Source organism: Shewanella sp. 10N.286.51.B8 (genome assembly GCF_041469325.1).
Classification (GTDB): Bacteria; Pseudomonadota; Gammaproteobacteria; order Enterobacterales; family Shewanellaceae; genus Shewanella.
In genome coordinates this window covers 42,115-58,676 of the sequence record NZ_JBFRKG010000019.1, presented here as the reverse complement: position 1 = coordinate 58,676, position 16,562 = coordinate 42,115, and the positions used below count along the sequence as shown (strand labels likewise).

At 42.6% G+C, this 16,562-nt stretch carries 9 protein-coding genes; 5 read left to right on the top strand and 4 right to left on the bottom strand.

The window, feature by feature from the left end:
* The first annotated feature begins 112 nt into the window (after positions 1–112).
* From AB4160_RS09040 to AB4160_RS09025, 4 genes are all read left to right on the top strand, one after another.
* Positions 113–2,041 carry a WecB/TagA/CpsF family glycosyltransferase gene (locus tag AB4160_RS09040; RefSeq protein ID WP_372004276.1) on the top strand — a complete coding sequence of 643 codons (1,929 nt, stop codon included), beginning with the start codon at positions 113–115 and terminating at the stop codon, positions 2,039–2,041.
* An 8-nt stretch (positions 2,042–2,049) separates the two neighbouring features.
* Positions 2,050–3,444, top strand: coding sequence for a sugar phosphate nucleotidyltransferase (locus AB4160_RS09035; RefSeq protein ID WP_102439636.1), 1,395 nt, complete (start codon positions 2,050–2,052; stop codon positions 3,442–3,444).
* A gap of 54 nt (positions 3,445–3,498) precedes the next feature.
* Complete coding sequence (tagD, locus tag AB4160_RS09030) at positions 3,499–3,903, top strand: glycerol-3-phosphate cytidylyltransferase (RefSeq protein WP_102439637.1); 405 nt, start codon at positions 3,499–3,501, stop codon at positions 3,901–3,903.
* A 63-nt stretch (positions 3,904–3,966) separates the two neighbouring features.
* Positions 3,967–5,184 carry a CDP-glycerol glycerophosphotransferase family protein gene (locus AB4160_RS09025; protein ID WP_372004274.1) on the top strand — a complete coding sequence of 406 codons (1,218 nt, stop codon included), beginning with the start codon at positions 3,967–3,969 and terminating at the stop codon, positions 5,182–5,184.
* Positions 5,185–5,234: 50 nt separating this feature from the next.
* Here the strand turns inward: AB4160_RS09025 and AB4160_RS09020 are convergent, their stop codons facing one another.
* Together AB4160_RS09020 and AB4160_RS09015 are read right to left on the bottom strand one after the other, a co-directional pair.
* Positions 5,235–8,465: an SNF2-related protein gene (locus tag AB4160_RS09020; protein WP_372004272.1), complete on the bottom strand. Its 3,231-nt coding sequence runs from the start codon at positions 8,463–8,465 to the stop codon at positions 5,235–5,237.
* 165 nt (positions 8,466–8,630) lie between these two features.
* Positions 8,631–10,583, bottom strand: coding sequence for a monovalent cation:proton antiporter-2 (CPA2) family protein (locus AB4160_RS09015; protein ID WP_102439639.1), 1,953 nt, complete (start codon positions 10,581–10,583; stop codon positions 8,631–8,633).
* A 180-nt stretch (positions 10,584–10,763) separates the two neighbouring features.
* Between AB4160_RS09015 and AB4160_RS09010 the strand changes: the two genes are divergently transcribed.
* Positions 10,764–11,660 (top strand): GGDEF domain-containing protein, encoded by an 897-nt coding sequence (locus AB4160_RS09010; RefSeq protein WP_102476168.1) that lies wholly within the window; start codon positions 10,764–10,766, stop codon positions 11,658–11,660.
* Here the strand turns inward: AB4160_RS09010 and tilS are convergent.
* Together tilS and dnaE are read right to left on the bottom strand one after the other, a co-directional pair.
* Positions 11,637–13,010, bottom strand: a complete 1,374-nt coding sequence (gene tilS / locus AB4160_RS09005) for a tRNA lysidine(34) synthetase TilS (protein WP_102476169.1) — start codon at positions 13,008–13,010, stop codon at positions 11,637–11,639. The two genes, AB4160_RS09010 and tilS, sit on opposite strands and share 24 nt — an antisense overlap.
* A gap of 64 nt (positions 13,011–13,074) precedes the next feature.
* Entirely contained in the window at positions 13,075–16,551 is a 3,477-nt protein-coding gene (gene dnaE, locus AB4160_RS09000) for a DNA polymerase III subunit alpha (RefSeq protein ID WP_372004269.1), read from the bottom strand.
* Positions 16,552–16,562: the final 11 nt, after the last annotated feature.

The window sequence follows — 16,562 nt, the reverse complement described above, 5'->3', positions numbered from 1 at the left end:
AACAGTTAAAAACACAATAACACACTATTAATCAGATACTTAACAAATATGGAATAGTTCGTGCTTTAACAAGGTATCGAACGATTAATCATTGCATTTTATGAGGTACGGTATGGACGCTCATCAATCAGTAAACACTCAAACCCAGTCGCAGGCATCAGACTCAACCTTATTGTCAGTCCGCGCTTTTGATTGCTTTATGGCGATAATATTACTGGTTTTAATGCTACCAATAATGGTGTTTAAAACCTTAATACTTGCCTGCTCAAAGCAAGCTATTTTTGATGCTATCTACATTCATGTATCAGATCGCCAAGTTGCGCTGTATCAATTTAGCCAAGGGCGCTTTTCAAGACTGCCGTTTTTATTGGGGATCATTAAAGGCGAAATTGGTTTTTTAGGCAGTGCCTTTGAGTATTGCGTGTTTGAGCCAAGTTCAACCAATAGCCGCCCTGGTGTTTTTTCCATTGAAAAAATGCAGCGCAATATGGGGATTGAACATATCAATAATGCAGCCCCTGAATTTAGCAGCTTATTTCATTACCTAATTAACCTAAGTAAGTGCCTAATTTGCCGTTTAATTGTTGTCTCTACTGAGCTGAATTACCCTGAGCAATTCAACTTACTTGGGGTCAATATTGATAATAATAAAATGGCTGACAGTGTTGAAAAACTGGTTAAAGCAGCGCAGCACTCTGTGGGCGATGAAACCCAACATTTTGCCTTTGTAAATGCAGACTGCTTGAACATTGCCTCAACAGACAGCTCTTATAAAAATATTCTCAATCAATGCCAGCAAGTTTTTGCTGATGGTAGCGGTATTCGTATTGCTTGCCAGCTACACGGTATCGGCCTTAAAGACAATGTGAATGGTACTGATATGCTGCCGTTACTGTGTCAACGCGCCAGTGAGCAAGGGATAAAACTGTTTTTCCTGGGGGCAACTGCTGGCACCACTGAAGAGGCGGCAACCAACCTTAAACAGCAGTACCCTGATTTACAGATAGTGGGCTGTCATAATGGTTATTTAAATGAAAGCAACCAACAAGAGGTGATTGAGCAAATCAATCAATCAGGGGCGCAGCTACTACTCGTCGGCATGGGGGCGTCAAAGCAAGAACATTGGATTGAGCAACATAAATATCAATTAAAGGTGGGCGCAGCCGTTGGGGTTGGTGGACTGTTTGATTACTTCGCCAATAATGTTTCTCGTGCACCTATTGCTGTCAGACAAGTAGGAATGGAATGGATATGGCGCTTAGCACAAGAGCCACAACGCATGTGGAAACGCTACGTGGTGGGTAACCCGCTATTTTTAGCGCGAGTGTTAAAGCAAAAACAACAGCTAAATTTGGCCTCAGCGACCAGCCAAGCTAAGGCTCAGCCGCTATCAGCTATTTCAAATCACAACCGTCATTGGTACTTCTTTAAAATCAAATGTGGCCAATTTGCAAAACGCACATTCGATATTGTTGCTGCTAGCATTTTGCTAATTTTATTAGCGCCATTATTTGCGTTAACCGCATTAAGTATCCGAATTGAGTCGAAAGGGGCGATCTTTTTTTCACAAACACGCAGTGGCAAAAATAACCAAGCATTCACCATGTGGAAGTTTCGCTCAATGTATATTGATGCCGAGCAAAGGTTAGAAAAAATCAAACAAAACAATGAAATGCAAGGTGGCGTCATTTTCAAAATGAAGCAAGATCCGCGTATTACCACCATAGGAAAACTTATCCGCAAAGCTTCAATCGATGAGTTACCACAACTTTGGAACGTGTTAATTGGTGATATGTCACTAGTTGGCCCAAGACCTGCACTACCTAATGAAGTAAGCCAATATCAGTTAAGCGACCGTCGCAGATTAGGGGTAAAACCTGGCATCACCTGCATTTGGCAAGTTAGCGGACGCTCAGATATTCCTTTTGATAAGCAAGTAGAACTGGACATTGATTACATCTACAAACAATCGCTTAAAGAAGATATCACACTGTTATTAAAAACTATTCCAGCTGTACTTTTGGCGCGTGGCGCCTACTAGGAGACCTTATGCAAGCTATCGTATTTGCCAACCGCAATGGAAATGAATTAGCGCCGCTAAACCAGCAATATTGCCCAGCGCTATTACCGCTAGCAAACAAGCCTCTAGTGGAGTACACCCTAGAAGATTTAGCGGATGCAGGCATAAGCCAAGTCAAAATGGTGATTTGCGCTGATGCAGAACAACTGGAAGCCCAAATTGGTAATGGCCAGCAATGGGGTTTGAATATTGAGTATTTTTTAAGTAAGCCACAAGAAGCAGTTAATAGCGTGCTTGCCAGAATGCATATCGATAACACCACCCAGGCATTAGTGGTTCGAGGCGATATATTAAGAAGCCCTTGCCTAGAGCGTTTTGTGGCATTTTCCAGCATGGTACCCACCAAATTTGTTCACGCAACAATGGAGCAGCGTAACCCTGGAATGATGATGCTACCCGCTGGCTGGAAACACAATCAATTGCTTAACTGGCCACTGCAAACCACAGCGGTAGATCATGATGATAGTATCGCCCAAGTGCTTCATGGTCAGTGCTTTTATTTAGACAGCTTATCAGGCTATGTGGCAGCCACTGAATTTGTGATTTGTAGCAAAATATTTAGCAGTAAAGGTCGCAAACACCAAACAGGCTCAAGCAACCAAAGCCTTATGGTTGAAGCCCAATGCGAGCTGCCGCAATTAGATAGCGCCGAGGTGTATGGCGCAATTGGTGAATACACCAAAGTGTCTCATAAAGCTCAATTAACTGATGCGGTGGTGGTGGGAAAATACTGCTTTATTGAAGATAGCCAGATCCAAAACAGTATTATTTTGCCTAATACCTATGTTGGGCCGCAATTATCGGTTAACAATAAAATCATTTCCCAAGACTTGATGATAGACCCACAAACCAGCAGTTGGAGCAAAATTGAAGATCAAAGTTTAATCGCCACATCGACCCAAAGCGCCAGTAATTACCACACGCTAATGCAGCGTGGACTAATGATGATGTTTTATATCTTACTGTCACCACTATTACTGACCTTATTTGTGGGCGCATTGATCATCAAGCCCAATAAACCACTGCTGACTGAAACCGTGATTAACAACCACAATAAAGCCGTTAAAGCGCACAAGTTTAATTTTAACAACAAGTTTTTTTCACTACTGCCACAACTTTGGTTAGCAGCCAAAGGCGATTTAGCCCTATTTGGCGCATCCAGTAAACATAAGCATTTGCATGACAGCAACACCACTTATGGCGTCTATGGTCCGGTGCAATTGAACTTTGACCAGCACACCCCTGATGAAGAAATACAAATGGTTGAAATGGAATTTGCCCAAGCGCAAAAGCCACTTTACCTAGCAAACATATTGCAGCAAAAGTTTCACAGCAAACAAGCTGACATCATCATTAAAAGCTAAATTGATTTTAAATTAGAGATTGCAGCTAATTACTGATTAAAAAGGATATTCATTATGAAAACCATCATTACATACGGTACATTTGATTTATTCCACTTTGGCCATGTGAGATTATTTCAGCGCCTAAGCAAAATGTGCGATCAACTGATTGTTGGGGTTTCTACCGATGAATTTAATGCCCTAAAAGGCAAGGCAGCTTTCTTTAGCTACCAGCAACGGGTAGAAATTGTGGCGGCTTGTAAATATGTATCAAAGGTCATTCCTGAGCATAACTGGCAGCAAAAATCAGCTGATGTTAGCCGTTTTGATGTTGATATTTTTGCCATCGGCGATGATTGGCAAGGTGAATTTGATTTCTTAAAAAGCCAGTGCGAAGTCATGTACCTCACCCGTACCGACGATATTTCAACCACTGAGATTAAAAATAACCTCGCGGTTAAATCTGTTAATGCGGCCTAAGCTTATTAGCAGTTTAGTGCTAAACTTTGTATTTAAAGGAATTTACAGTCAAGGAGACATTGCATGAGCCAATTTATTGCCAATAGCATCAAATATGTCATGACTCAAAGCGTATATTTTTTATCTGGCTTAACGCCAAGAACGCGCAAAGCAGTGATGGGGTGTTATAAAAATAAATTTGCCGATAATAGCAAATACCTGTTTTTACATTGGCAGCGCACAAAAACGATCCGCGCGATTTGGATAAGTGGCGATGGCGATGTTATCAGCGCATTAAACCAACAAGGCTATGAGGCGTATCACCGCTGGAGCGCCAAAGGGATTTATCATGCGTTAACCACTGAGTTTTATTTCTATACTAGTTATATTGGTGATATTAATCAGTATTTTGCTAAAGGTGCCACCAAGGTTAATTTATGGCATGGCTCGCCGCTAAAACGTATTGAGTATGATATTAACAACGGCCCCTTATTAACGATTTATCACCCTAAAAGCCTGAGCGAAAAGCTTAACTCTGCAAGTTTATACCACCAGCAAAAAGTAAAGCCTGATCATATGATTGCCCCCAGTGATTTAGTGGCCAACCTTTTTGCCAGCGCCTTTAACATCAACCTTAACCAAATGCTCAATTGCGGTAATCCGCGCACTGATTATTACAGCCACTACCCCGAATCAAATTCCTTAGCTGATGAACTTAAGCAAATTAATCACGCTGACAGTATTATTCTTTATGCCCCGTCATGGCGTGACGCCTCTGCCCTTGCTGAAAAACAATCGAATCCTTATTTGCAAGCATTTGATTTTGAGTTGTTATCGGCTTATTTAGTTGCTAATAAGCAGCTATTTTTATTACGGCTTCACCCTAATGAAGCCCAACTTGGCAATGATATATCCAATTACCCTAACATTATTAATATCAGTGATTGGCAAGATACCTATGAAATTATTAATGAGGTTGATCTATTAATTACCGATTATTCGTCTTTGTATATCGATATGCTGCAAAGCCAAGCGGATATTGTGTTTTATCAATTTGATCAGCAGCAATATAGTACTGACAGCCGCCAATGCTATGACTATGCAGCGTCTATTCCTGCTGCGGGTAGGGTGATAACTGAATTTAGCCAACTTATGGCTTACCTTGCTACGTCGTTGGATAAAAACGATGCTAGTCAGCAAGCTGAGCATAAAAAAAATAGAGCTGAGTTATCTCAGCTCTATTGGCAATATCAACATATCAATGTGTTTGATTGTTTGGATGAATTTGTTAAGGCTAAATAAAACCCCATCAATGACTTACTAACAAGCGACTAGCGACTAGCGACTAGCGACTAGCGAAGCAGTGACAGTAAATCATCTGCATTACCTGTCCACTGGCTTTTAGCGCTGCCTGCAAGAATGCTATCAGCTAGGCTTTGTTTGTGCTGCTGCATCTCTTGAATTTTTTCTTCTACCGTCCCTTGGGCAATCAGTTTATACACAAATACAGGGTTGAGCTGACCGATACGGTGCGCCCTATCTGTGGCTTGCTTTTCGGCAGCCGGGTTCCACCATGGGTCAAAATGGATCACGGTATCGGCGGCGGTTAAATTAAGCCCTGTGCCGCCCGCTTTTAGGCTAATCAAAAACACCGGAATTTCACCTTCTTGGAAGGCGTCAATTTCAACCTGACGGTTACGGGTTTGCCCTGTAAGCTTGCTATAGCTTATGCCTAAATCAATCAACTCTTGCTCAATTAGCGCCAACATACCGGTAAACTGGCTGAAAATAAGGATTTTACGGCCCTCTTCAACCATCTCGGGTACATTTTCAGTCAACCAAGTGAGTTTGGCGTTATCTTTGACGTACTGCGCTTGCTCTAGCTTCACTAAGCGTGGATCACAACAGGCTTGGCGTAGTTTAAGCAATGCATCTAAAAACTCAATGTGACTGCTTGATACACCTTGTTTAGCAAACAATTCACGTAATTTTTTCTCCATCACTAAACGGATACTTTCATATAAATTACGCTGATCTTTTTCTAACTCTAAGGTTTGAATGATTATGGTTTTTTCTGGTAGCTCCGACATTACTTCGCTTTTGGTGCGGCGCAGTAAAAACGGCGCAATACGATTGAGCAATATCGCCGATTTTTCAGTATCAGCTTGCTTTTCAATCGGGCCTCTAAATTCTTTATTAAAGTAATTATGCTGACCTAATAATCCCGGTAAACAAAAATCCATTAGTGATTTTAACTCGCCTAAATGGTTTTCAAGTGGCGTACCTGATAAGCATAATCTAAATTGGCCTTTGAAGGTTTTAAGCGCTTGAGTGACTTTTGCTTGGGCATTTTTAATCTGCTGTGCTTCATCTAAAATAATATGCTCAAAGCTGTATTCGCTATAGAACAATTCATCACGCAAGATCAAAGGATAAGTGGTCACAATCACATCGTAATCTGCAATCTGCTCAAGTAATGCCTGACGTTTACTGCCGTGTACCACCAGCACTTTTAAACTTGGGGTAAACTTTTGTGCTTCTTTAAACCAGTTGCCCACTAAACTGGTGGGACAAACAATTAAACTGGGCCTAAATGCCCGTGGATTAACTGCGCTGCTTTGTTGCTTTGATTGTTTCGCTTTAAGTAAAAAAGCGAGCGTTTGCAGGGTTTTACCTAGCCCCATATCATCTGCAAGAATACCGCCTAATTGGTATTCTTTTAAGAAACACAGCCAGTCATAACCTTGCTTTTGATAGTCACGTAAGGTGGCATTAAGCCCTTCTGGCAGCGGCGCTGACTCTATGCCTTTAAACTCGGTAAGTTTATTGGCTAACTGTCTAACGCGCTCACCATTAAGTAACCGAATATCGCTTTCTGATAACTCATTCAATAAGTCAGCCCGATTGCGAGGGACTTCTAGTTGGTCGCCACCACCACGCTGGAATAACTCTTGGATAACCGAAATAAGCGGTTTAATGGTTTTGGCTTTAATCTTCACAAAGCGGCCATTAGGCCCTGGCAGAATGAGCTCCTGCTCGTCATCTGGCTCGCCATTTTGCTGCAGCCAACGGGCAACTAAACTTAATAAAGGTACACTTTGGCCATCAATATCAGCATTAAGTGACAGTGAGAACCAGCCGCTGTCTTCATCATCGTCAAGGTCAACTTCAATGTCGGCTTCAACAATATTAAGGTCAAACTCTGGGGCAAACTCTACGTTATAGCCTAAGTCTTCTAAGGTCATCACCCCAAAGGTGGTGAGCTGGGCCCACTCATTCACCATATCAGGCATTAAGCCTAAACTGTAAAAGCTACTGGCATGATTATAAGTCAGCAGGCTGTTATCAATAAGTTGCAATTGCAAGCTTTGTAGTATCTGCACCACTTGCGCTTCTTGCTCAGGATCACGATGAATTTGATACTGGACTTTACCTTGCTTAATCAAGGTGATTTTTTCGCGAGCTAATTTGCCTGACAACAGCATATCGCCATAGCCATACTGCAGCTGTAATACCGGCTGCATAACTGCGCTGTCGCTTAATTGCACCATGGTAAAAGTCAGCTTTGCGACTAATGGCTGCTCAATTTCATAAAATTCAATTTCACTGGGTACAGGGACACTTTTAGGGGAAAAGTGACGCAACATTTTATCGCTGATATCGTCGACTTTATCTAATGGCACTGGCGGCATTTGTTGCAATAGCTTTAATTTTTCAACGCTTAAGTCAGTATCCAAATGACCAATCTTTAGATAGTCTAAATCCATAAACATCGGTGGATTGGTGGCAATAAACTCCCAGTTTTCAAGCTCAGGCATGGTCATACTGATTTGCGTATGACGGGTATCAGTTTCTTGCCAAATAAAGTCTGGGGTTAATGCGCGGGTCATCTGAATTGGGGTGCGGCTTTCTTCCCAAAAGCAACTGCCAAGTTGGATCATCTTATTTAATGCCAGTGCGCAAATTTCACCTTCAAGATAGATTTTTGAGGCACTTTTTGAAGACGATAATAATAAGCTGATGATTTGGCTATCTTCAGCGTTAATCCACCATGGCAGATGATACTTCACATCATTTAACGCAACTTTACTGCCTTTGTTATACTGCAGTTTTTTGTTTAATTTACTGCGTTTAAACTCAACAAAAATACCATGATGATCGCTTGATAACACAAAGATTATCCGTTCTTTATCTTCATCATCTTCGGTCTGTGTGAGGGTATCTTGCTTATCTAATTGTAAAATCCATTGGCTAAGACGCTGCTCTTCAACTGGCTTTTTATCCACTAACGCCAGTAACGCTGCGGCAACGTGCTTACAATTGCTAGCAACAGGGCAAGTACAATGAGATTTCATCACGATTTTATGATTGACATTGACCAAGCTGATGTCTTGACGATAAGGCTCGGTGGCGGTTCCTACCACATAGGATTCAACATTGTGGTTATCTTGACTGGCGTGAACGTCGAGTACCCGCCCTTCAATCAAATAATTCTGCGCCTTTTGCAGTTGAGTAGATGAAAATAGCTTAGCAACAAGTTCTAAGGTAATTTTTATTGGAAGATTAAACAATTTGGCAGACATGCATTATTCCATACGAGCAGTAGCAAAAGATGGCTACACAACAACGAGCGTAACCATCCATTCTATGGAAGATGCCTGTAAAATTCTACCGTGACATGCGCTTTAATTATTTTTTTTAAGGCTAATATCATAGAGTGCGTAAGCTAATTGATGCTAGCCTTGCAACTAGCCTTGTAATAAGTGCTCTTCAATGGCTTCAATTGCACGGGGTTTTCCTACCACCATCACAATGTCACGGCGCTCAAACACCCAATCATCCGGCGGTGGACTTATCTCCTCACCTTTACGTCTAACAGCTCGTGCTTCAACACTAAACTGCGACCAGTCAATATCGGTGAGTTTCTTGCCGATAGCATCTGCACCTGTATCTAACGCCACAGCATGCAGCAGTTCCAAGGTAAAGTCGGTTTCGGCGCCAGTGAAAAAACCATGTAAATATTGGTAGTGATTACGGCGCTCAGACTCTAAACGTTTAATAATTCTTGGTAGCGGCACGCCACATTTATACAGCACTTGCGACACCAGCATTAAACTGCCTTCGAGCTTTTCTGGAATAACTTGAGTGGCGCCAGCTTCTGTTAAATTTTCTAATTCAGCATCATCTGTAGTGCGAACAATAATTTTAGTTTCAGGGGCTAATTTACGTGATAATGCTAAGCAGTCTTCAACTTGCCTTGACTCACCAAAGGTGATCACCACCATGCTGGCTCGGCGAATACCAATTTGCTTTAACAAGCCCATTTTACAGGCATCACCAAAATAGACCGGCTCGCCTGCAGCGCGGGCTTCAGAAACACGTTTGGGATCTAAGTCCAGCACCACAAATGGCACCGCTTCGGTTTTTAAAAAACGCGCAATGGTTTGCCCTACACGGCCATAACCTAATATTAATACCAAGTCGCCATCATCAGGGCTGGGTAAAATGAATTCTTCATCCATTTGATCTTTACTATTGGTTTTACCCTCAATTTTTGCCGCAATATCAACACAATGCCTGACTAACCAAGGTGCGATGGACATGGATAACACCGCCACCATCACTAAAATGGTACTCATTTGAGTTTCTAATAGCTGATAATTAACCGCCAAGGCTAATACCACAAAACTGAATTCGCCCACTTGAGCCAAACTGATAGCCGTACTTAATGCCACTTTAAATTGCTCGCCCCCAAGCTTTAATAAACCAAACACCACTAAGATTTTGGTCATTAACACTGCAATGAGGATTAATAAAATTTGCCACCAAAACTCAACAACAATAGCAAAATTTAATAGCATACCAATGGAGATAAAAAACAGTCCCATCAGTAAATCTCTAAATGGTCTAATATCCGCTTCTAACTGACGTCGATACTGACTTTCCCCTAACAGCATCCCCGCTATAAAGGCACCTAACGCCATGGATAATCCCAGCCACTGGGTAAACGCCCCAGTAACTAACACCACCACTAAGGTTGATAATACAAACAATTCGTTAGAGCGAGAGCGGGCTACTTCATCAAAAATACGCGGTAAAATCCATTTACCAAATGACATCAATGCTAAAAAGGCCAAAATACCAGTGAACAGCCCCCAAGCGATTTCAACAGCGCCCATGGCTTCACTGCTAGGAGATAACAAAGGTAATACAATCAGTAGCGGTACCACGGCAATATCTTGAAATAACAGCACACTGACAGAGAGCTCGCCATGTCGGCGACGCATCCAGCCTTGATCATTAACCAGTTTTAGCACAATCGCCGTTGATGATAGCGCCACAGCAGAGCCAATCACCACCGCAGCAACCATATTTTGACCGAATAAGTAGGCGACTAAACCGGCAATTAATGCGGTGAATGTCACCTGAGCACTGCCTAAACCGAATACTGTGCGGCGCATAGACCAGAGCTTAGGAACCGAAAACTCTAACCCTAGGCTAAACATCAGCAGCACCACACCCAATTCTGCCACTGAATGCATTTGCGCTTGAGTAAACCAATGAAAGCCACTAGGCCCGCTGAAAACCCCGGTTAGCAGATAAGCTAAGATTGGCGGTAACCCAACTCGGCGTAACAAAGAAATTGCCACAATCGCAATGACTAGCATTGAGAGAATATGGATGAAAATACTGTGCTCCATAAAGGCATGTTCTCCGAGTCAATAAAATAACGATTAGATAAACAGTCTATTAACAAAGTGGCAAATTAACAATAACCTTATGAAAATGGTAAACAAAAAATAACAGGCATAGTTATTGCTTAATAAATTTATCAAACGAATAACAATTAGAAACTTGAAATCATCATTGGGATAATAGCTATGGACTACGCAGTAACGTCACAACCATACCCGAAGTTAACTATAAGTAAATCAGAAGCTTATTATAAAATAACCGATGAAGAACCTAGGCTTAATTTACTGGCAGTGTTACAGCAATTACACTCAAATTTAGACCCTGAAAGCGTTTTTGCCCGCTATGGCAAAAGCATCGGACAAGTTTTGCCGATCCGCGGCATCCAGCTTAATCACCAATTAAAACTGAATTGGGGTCGTTGCCAGGGACTCAGTATTCAGCGAGTGATCACCGGTTTTGGTGAGCCCTATAGCATTAAATATTACTTATCTACGCCACTGACACCAAGTCAAACAAGATTGTTAAACACCTTAGAAGAACTGTTCAATCAGCCATTACATAATGCCTACCAATATGCGCAGATGTCGAACCAAGCGATGTTTGATGCCCTGACTGGGCTAGGTAATCGCTATTATTATCGGCAAAGTATTAAGAGTGCACTGGCAAGAGCTAACCGAAAACAAGCTGATATTTCTCTGATTGTGCTGGACTTAGATAACTTTAAAAACCTCAATGATCAACATGGTCATAAACTGGGGGATACGGTATTAAAAGAGTTTGCTGATTTATTAAATGATGCTATCCGCAATACTGACCAAGCATTTCGAATTGGTGGTGATGAATTTATAATTATAGCCCAAGGAAAAGAACATACGATGACACCATTGTGTGAACGTATTATTGCGGCAATAAATAGCCACCCATTAACCAGTGCATTTAAGGTGCAATGCAGTATTGGGGTGGCTGAGTTTTTACCACCACAAACCCAAGACAAACTTTATGAAACTGCAGATATGGCGTTGTATGCAGCAAAAGCCGCGGGTAAAAACGGCTTTAAATTAAGTATGCAAACAAACGCCTAACTCGTTATGGCTGGCAAGATAGCGTTTATCAACCCAAAAACCAATGGCGGCAACTAAGGTGTCATTGTAAAAAATAAGCGGTATTTTATGCCTTTGCCAAGGTGGCACGGCTAGCTCCTGCCAAACTTTTTTAAGCTCACGGCCTTTATCACGAAAATGCGGCTGACAGCGAATACTGCCTTTGGCGCCAAATGAGATAGTCACTTGCTCCGTTGTCGCTAACCTTAGTCTTACTCCCGTTTGCGTTAAACCAATAGCGCAGTCAGCTAGCTGATTCATCTGCACGGTTAAACTCAATTGCTTGCCAGTACACAATGACTGAATATTGCCAATCAACTCAACATCATCTGGCTTTTCATTACTAACAGGCACCACAAATGCCTTGCCAGCAAAACGCTTTATTGAGTAATCACCACAAAAAATATCCACCTTGGCATCATCAGCGGCATAGATCAGCTGCTGTAAAATTTGTTCCAGCTGCGATTGAGACGGCAAATTAAACCCTAAAGATTGAATAAAGCCCCGCAACAACAGGGCTTGCCATTGAGGTGTTTGGTCTGACAATTGCTGTAATTTAAAAGCGGGCAACTCAAATGGTGTTGCTGTATCAAGCCATGCGGGTAAGCGCGTATCAACTTCATCTTCAATCACTTGCTGCTGCTCAGCGCATAATTTAGCACTGCGTGATGCGGTGGTGGCAATACTTGGCCAGCGAGCTTTTAATCTCGGAATGATGTCATGGCGCAGAAAGTTACGGTCAAATTGCTCATCTTGATTACTTTCATCTTCAATGTGCTTAAGTTGGTTATCACTGGCAAAAGCTTCAATTTGCTGGCGAGTAACATCAAGTAACGGCCTAACAATCCAACTTTGATGATTAAATGGCTGCATGGCGCCCATGGCCGCTAAGCCCTTGGGCCCTTGACCACGTTTGAGGGCTAACAGTAAGGTTTCCAGTTGATCATCTTGATGATGGGCGGTGAGTAATATATCGCCTTGGTTAAGGTATTTTTTGAAGACGTTATAGCGGGCATCTCTGGCGAGCGCCTCTAAACTTTGCCGCGCAGCTTTATTAATCGCTACACGTTCTATCTGTATGGGTAACTGATAGTGCTTAGCCTGAGTGAGACAATGATTGACCCAATGCTCTGCATTGTCACTAAGTCCATGATGAACATGGACTAATAAGCAAGGGATATTAGGGTGCTGCTGGGCAAACTGGCTTAAACCATAGGCAAGGCATTCAGAATCAACCCCGCCGCTGTAAGCTAATACTAACTTAGCCTGAGGCTGTGCGTTTAATAGCACTAGCGCATGCGCTTGTATCGCTTTGCAAATATCTACGCTCAATGGATGCCTCTATTGCCCAAATGGCTCAGCAATGTGAGCCCGAAACCAAAGCCAGTTTGCTAAATTAATTAAACACGATTTTGACGTTTTTAGAGCCCACTAGACTTTCAATTGCCAGCATCAGTTCATCGGTTGGATTCACCCGCCATTCATCACCAAGGCGTAATTGGCCTGCTGCTTGTTGCTGCTGATAATTAATGATAACCGGCACACTGCCGTTTTTCCATGGCGTTAATGCTTGCTCAAATTGCTCAAGCCAAGTTTGATTGATGTCATCAGCAGTAATGTTTATTTCCACTGCATTGGCAAAGTGGCTACGAGCCTCGCCAATTTCAATGATGTTGCGGGCAGTCATGCGATTGCCACCAGCAAAATCATCAAAGCTGACCTCACCTTCACAGATCAAAATTTTATCTTTTTCAAGCAAGTGATTAAACTTTTCAAACGCTTCAGTAAATAGCATCACCTCTAAGCGTGAGCTTTTATCATCTAACGTCACCAGCCCCATTTTTGAGCCACGTTTGGTTACCATCACTCGAGTGGCAATAACTAGCCCCGCGGCCTTCATGGTTTTGCCGCGATCTGTCGGATGCACGTCTTTTAAACGCCCTGAAGTGTAATGCTTCAGCTCTTTTAAGTATTGATTTATCGGATGACCTGTAAGGTATAAACCTAAAGTATCACGCTCACCTTCAAGCCAAACTTTATCAGGCCAAGGAGTACATTCAACAAAGTTTTGTTTATTGTCTTCTGGTTCAGAGTTAAGTAGGCCAAACATATCGTTTTGGCCAATAGCTTCAGCTTTGGCATGCTGGGCCGCGGCCAAAATCGCTTCTGGTAAGGTGGCAATCATCGCCGCGCGGTGCGGACCTAAACTGTCTAATGCACCGGCGCAAATCAGTTTTTCGATGACGCGTTTATTGAGCTTTTTAAGATCAATTCGGGCGCAGAAATCAAATAAATCAATAAATGGTCCGTCTTTTCGGGCATTGAGAATCGATTCCACTGGGCCATCACCAACCCCTTTAATCGCACCGATCCCGTAGACAATGTTAAGCTCGTCATCAACGGTAAATTTGAATAAGCCTTTATTCACATCCGGTGGAATAAGCGGTATGCCCATGCGTTCACATTCATCGACTAAGATAACGATTTTATCTGTGTTATCCATATCTGCTGACATTACCGCCGCCATAAACTCGGCAGGGTAATGGGTTTTAAGCCATAGGGTCTGATAGGAAACCAGTGCATAGGCAGCTGAGTGAGATTTGTTAAAACCATAACCGGCGAATTTTTCAACCAAGTCGAAGATCTTCATCGACAGGTCGCCATCAACACCGTTATTGATAGCCCCCTCTTTAAAGGTGCCGCGCTGCTTTGCCATTTCTTCTGGTTTTTTCTTACCCATTGCACGGCGTAACATATCCGCGCCACCTAGGGTATAACCGGCAAGAACCTGGGCAATTTGCATCACTTGTTCTTGATACAAAATAATGCCGTAGGTTGGCTCTAACAGCTCTTTTAATGACTCATGTTGATATTCTGCATCAGGGTAAGAGACCGCTTCACGGCCATGCTTACGCTCAATAAAGTTATCTACCATGCCTGATTGCAATGGGCCTGGGCGAAACAGTGCCACAAGTGCAATCATGTCTTCAAAACAATCGGGTTGCAGACGTTTAATCAAATCTTTCATACCACGGGATTCTAACTGGAATACCGCTGTGGTTTCATAGCGCTGAAGTAATCTAAACGACTTAGGATCGGTTAAGTCAATGGCCTCAATCCTGACGGGCTCTTTGCCCTGCTTTGCTAGGCGCGGGTTAATCATTTGCAGCGCCCAATCAATAATGGTCAGGGTTCTTAAGCCTAAGAAATCAAACTTAACTAGCCCTGCGGTTTCTACATCATTTTTATCGAATTGCGTTACTGGGTTTAAGCCTTCAGCATCACAATAAAGGGGCGAGAAATCAGTGATAACTGTCGGTGAGATAACCACGCCACCAGCATGCTTACCGGCATTACGAGTAACACCTTCAAGTCGTCGACACATGTCAATCAGCTCACGGACATCTTCATCAGCGTTATACGCTTCTGGTAATGATGGCTCCACTTCAAAGGCTTTGGTCAGAGTCATCCCGGGCTCTGCAGGGATCATTTTTGTTAACCGTTCAACAAAACCATAGGGGTGACCGAGTGCACGGCCAACGTCCCGTACCACAGCTTTTGCCGCCATGGTACCAAAGGTAATAATTTGTGATACCGCATCTCGGCCATACAATTCAGCAACGTGATCGATAACTTCATCACGTCTATCCATACAGAAATCGACATCGAAATCAGGCATAGAGACACGTTCTGGGTTTAAGAAACGTTCAAACAGTAAGTCGTACTCTAGTGGGTCAAGATCGGTAATTTTTAGTGCATATGCCACTAATGAGCCCGCACCAGATCCACGACCCGGTCCAACAGGAATATCGTTATCCTTACCCCATTGAATAAACTCCATTACAATAAGGAAGTAACCAGGGAAGCCCATTTGGTTAATCACTTTTAGCTCAATATCTAGGCGTTCATCATACTCGGGACGCTTTTCTAAACGTACCTGTTCATCAGGGAATAAAAATTCCAGCCGCTCTTCTAGGCCTTTTTCCGACACTTCGACGAGAAAGTCTTCAATGGTCAAATCGCCCGTTGGGAAGTTAGGCAAGAAATATTCGTGTAAACGTATAGTCACATTACAGCGTTTGGCGATTTCCACACTGTTTGCCAGTGCTGATGGAATATCAGCAAATAACTCACACATTTCTTCTTCTGTGCGTAAGTATTGTTCTTTACTGTATTTTTTCGGTCTGCGAGGATCAGCTAAAGTAAAACCGTCATGGATCGCCACCCGTATTTCATGGGATTCAAAATCATCGGCCTTTAAAAAGACCACCTGATTGGTCGCCACAACAGGTAGATTGCGATCAGAAGCTAATTTTACCGCCATGTGCAGATAGCGTTCTTCATCAGCTCTGCCAGTTCGCAAAAGCTCTAAAAAGTAACGATCTTCAAAATGGGTTTGATAGAAATTTATCAGCTGATCAACTTGGGTTTGGTTACCTTTTAATAATGCCTTACCAACATCGCCTTCTTTCGCCCCAGAAATAATCAAAATGCCTTTATTAAACTTAATCAGCCACTCTTGATCGATAACCACTCGCCCATCTATTTGGCCACGTAAATAGGCCTCACTGATGAGCTGGGTTAAATTTTGATAACCGTCGTTATCTAAGGCGATGATAGTTAAGGCGCAAAACTCTTTTTCAAAACCTGGGACTTTCATCCAAAAATCAGCGCCAACAATCGGCTTGATCCCTGCCCCATGACAGCCACCATAAAACTTTACCAGACCACAAAAGTTATTTTGATCTGTTATCGCTAGCGCCCCCATTCCAAGCTCTTCGGCTTTGGCAATAATAGGTTTAACTTTTGCCACGCCATCTGACATGGAAAAATCACTGTGAACGCGAAGATGAACAAAACGAGGATCGGACATAGATTATAGTA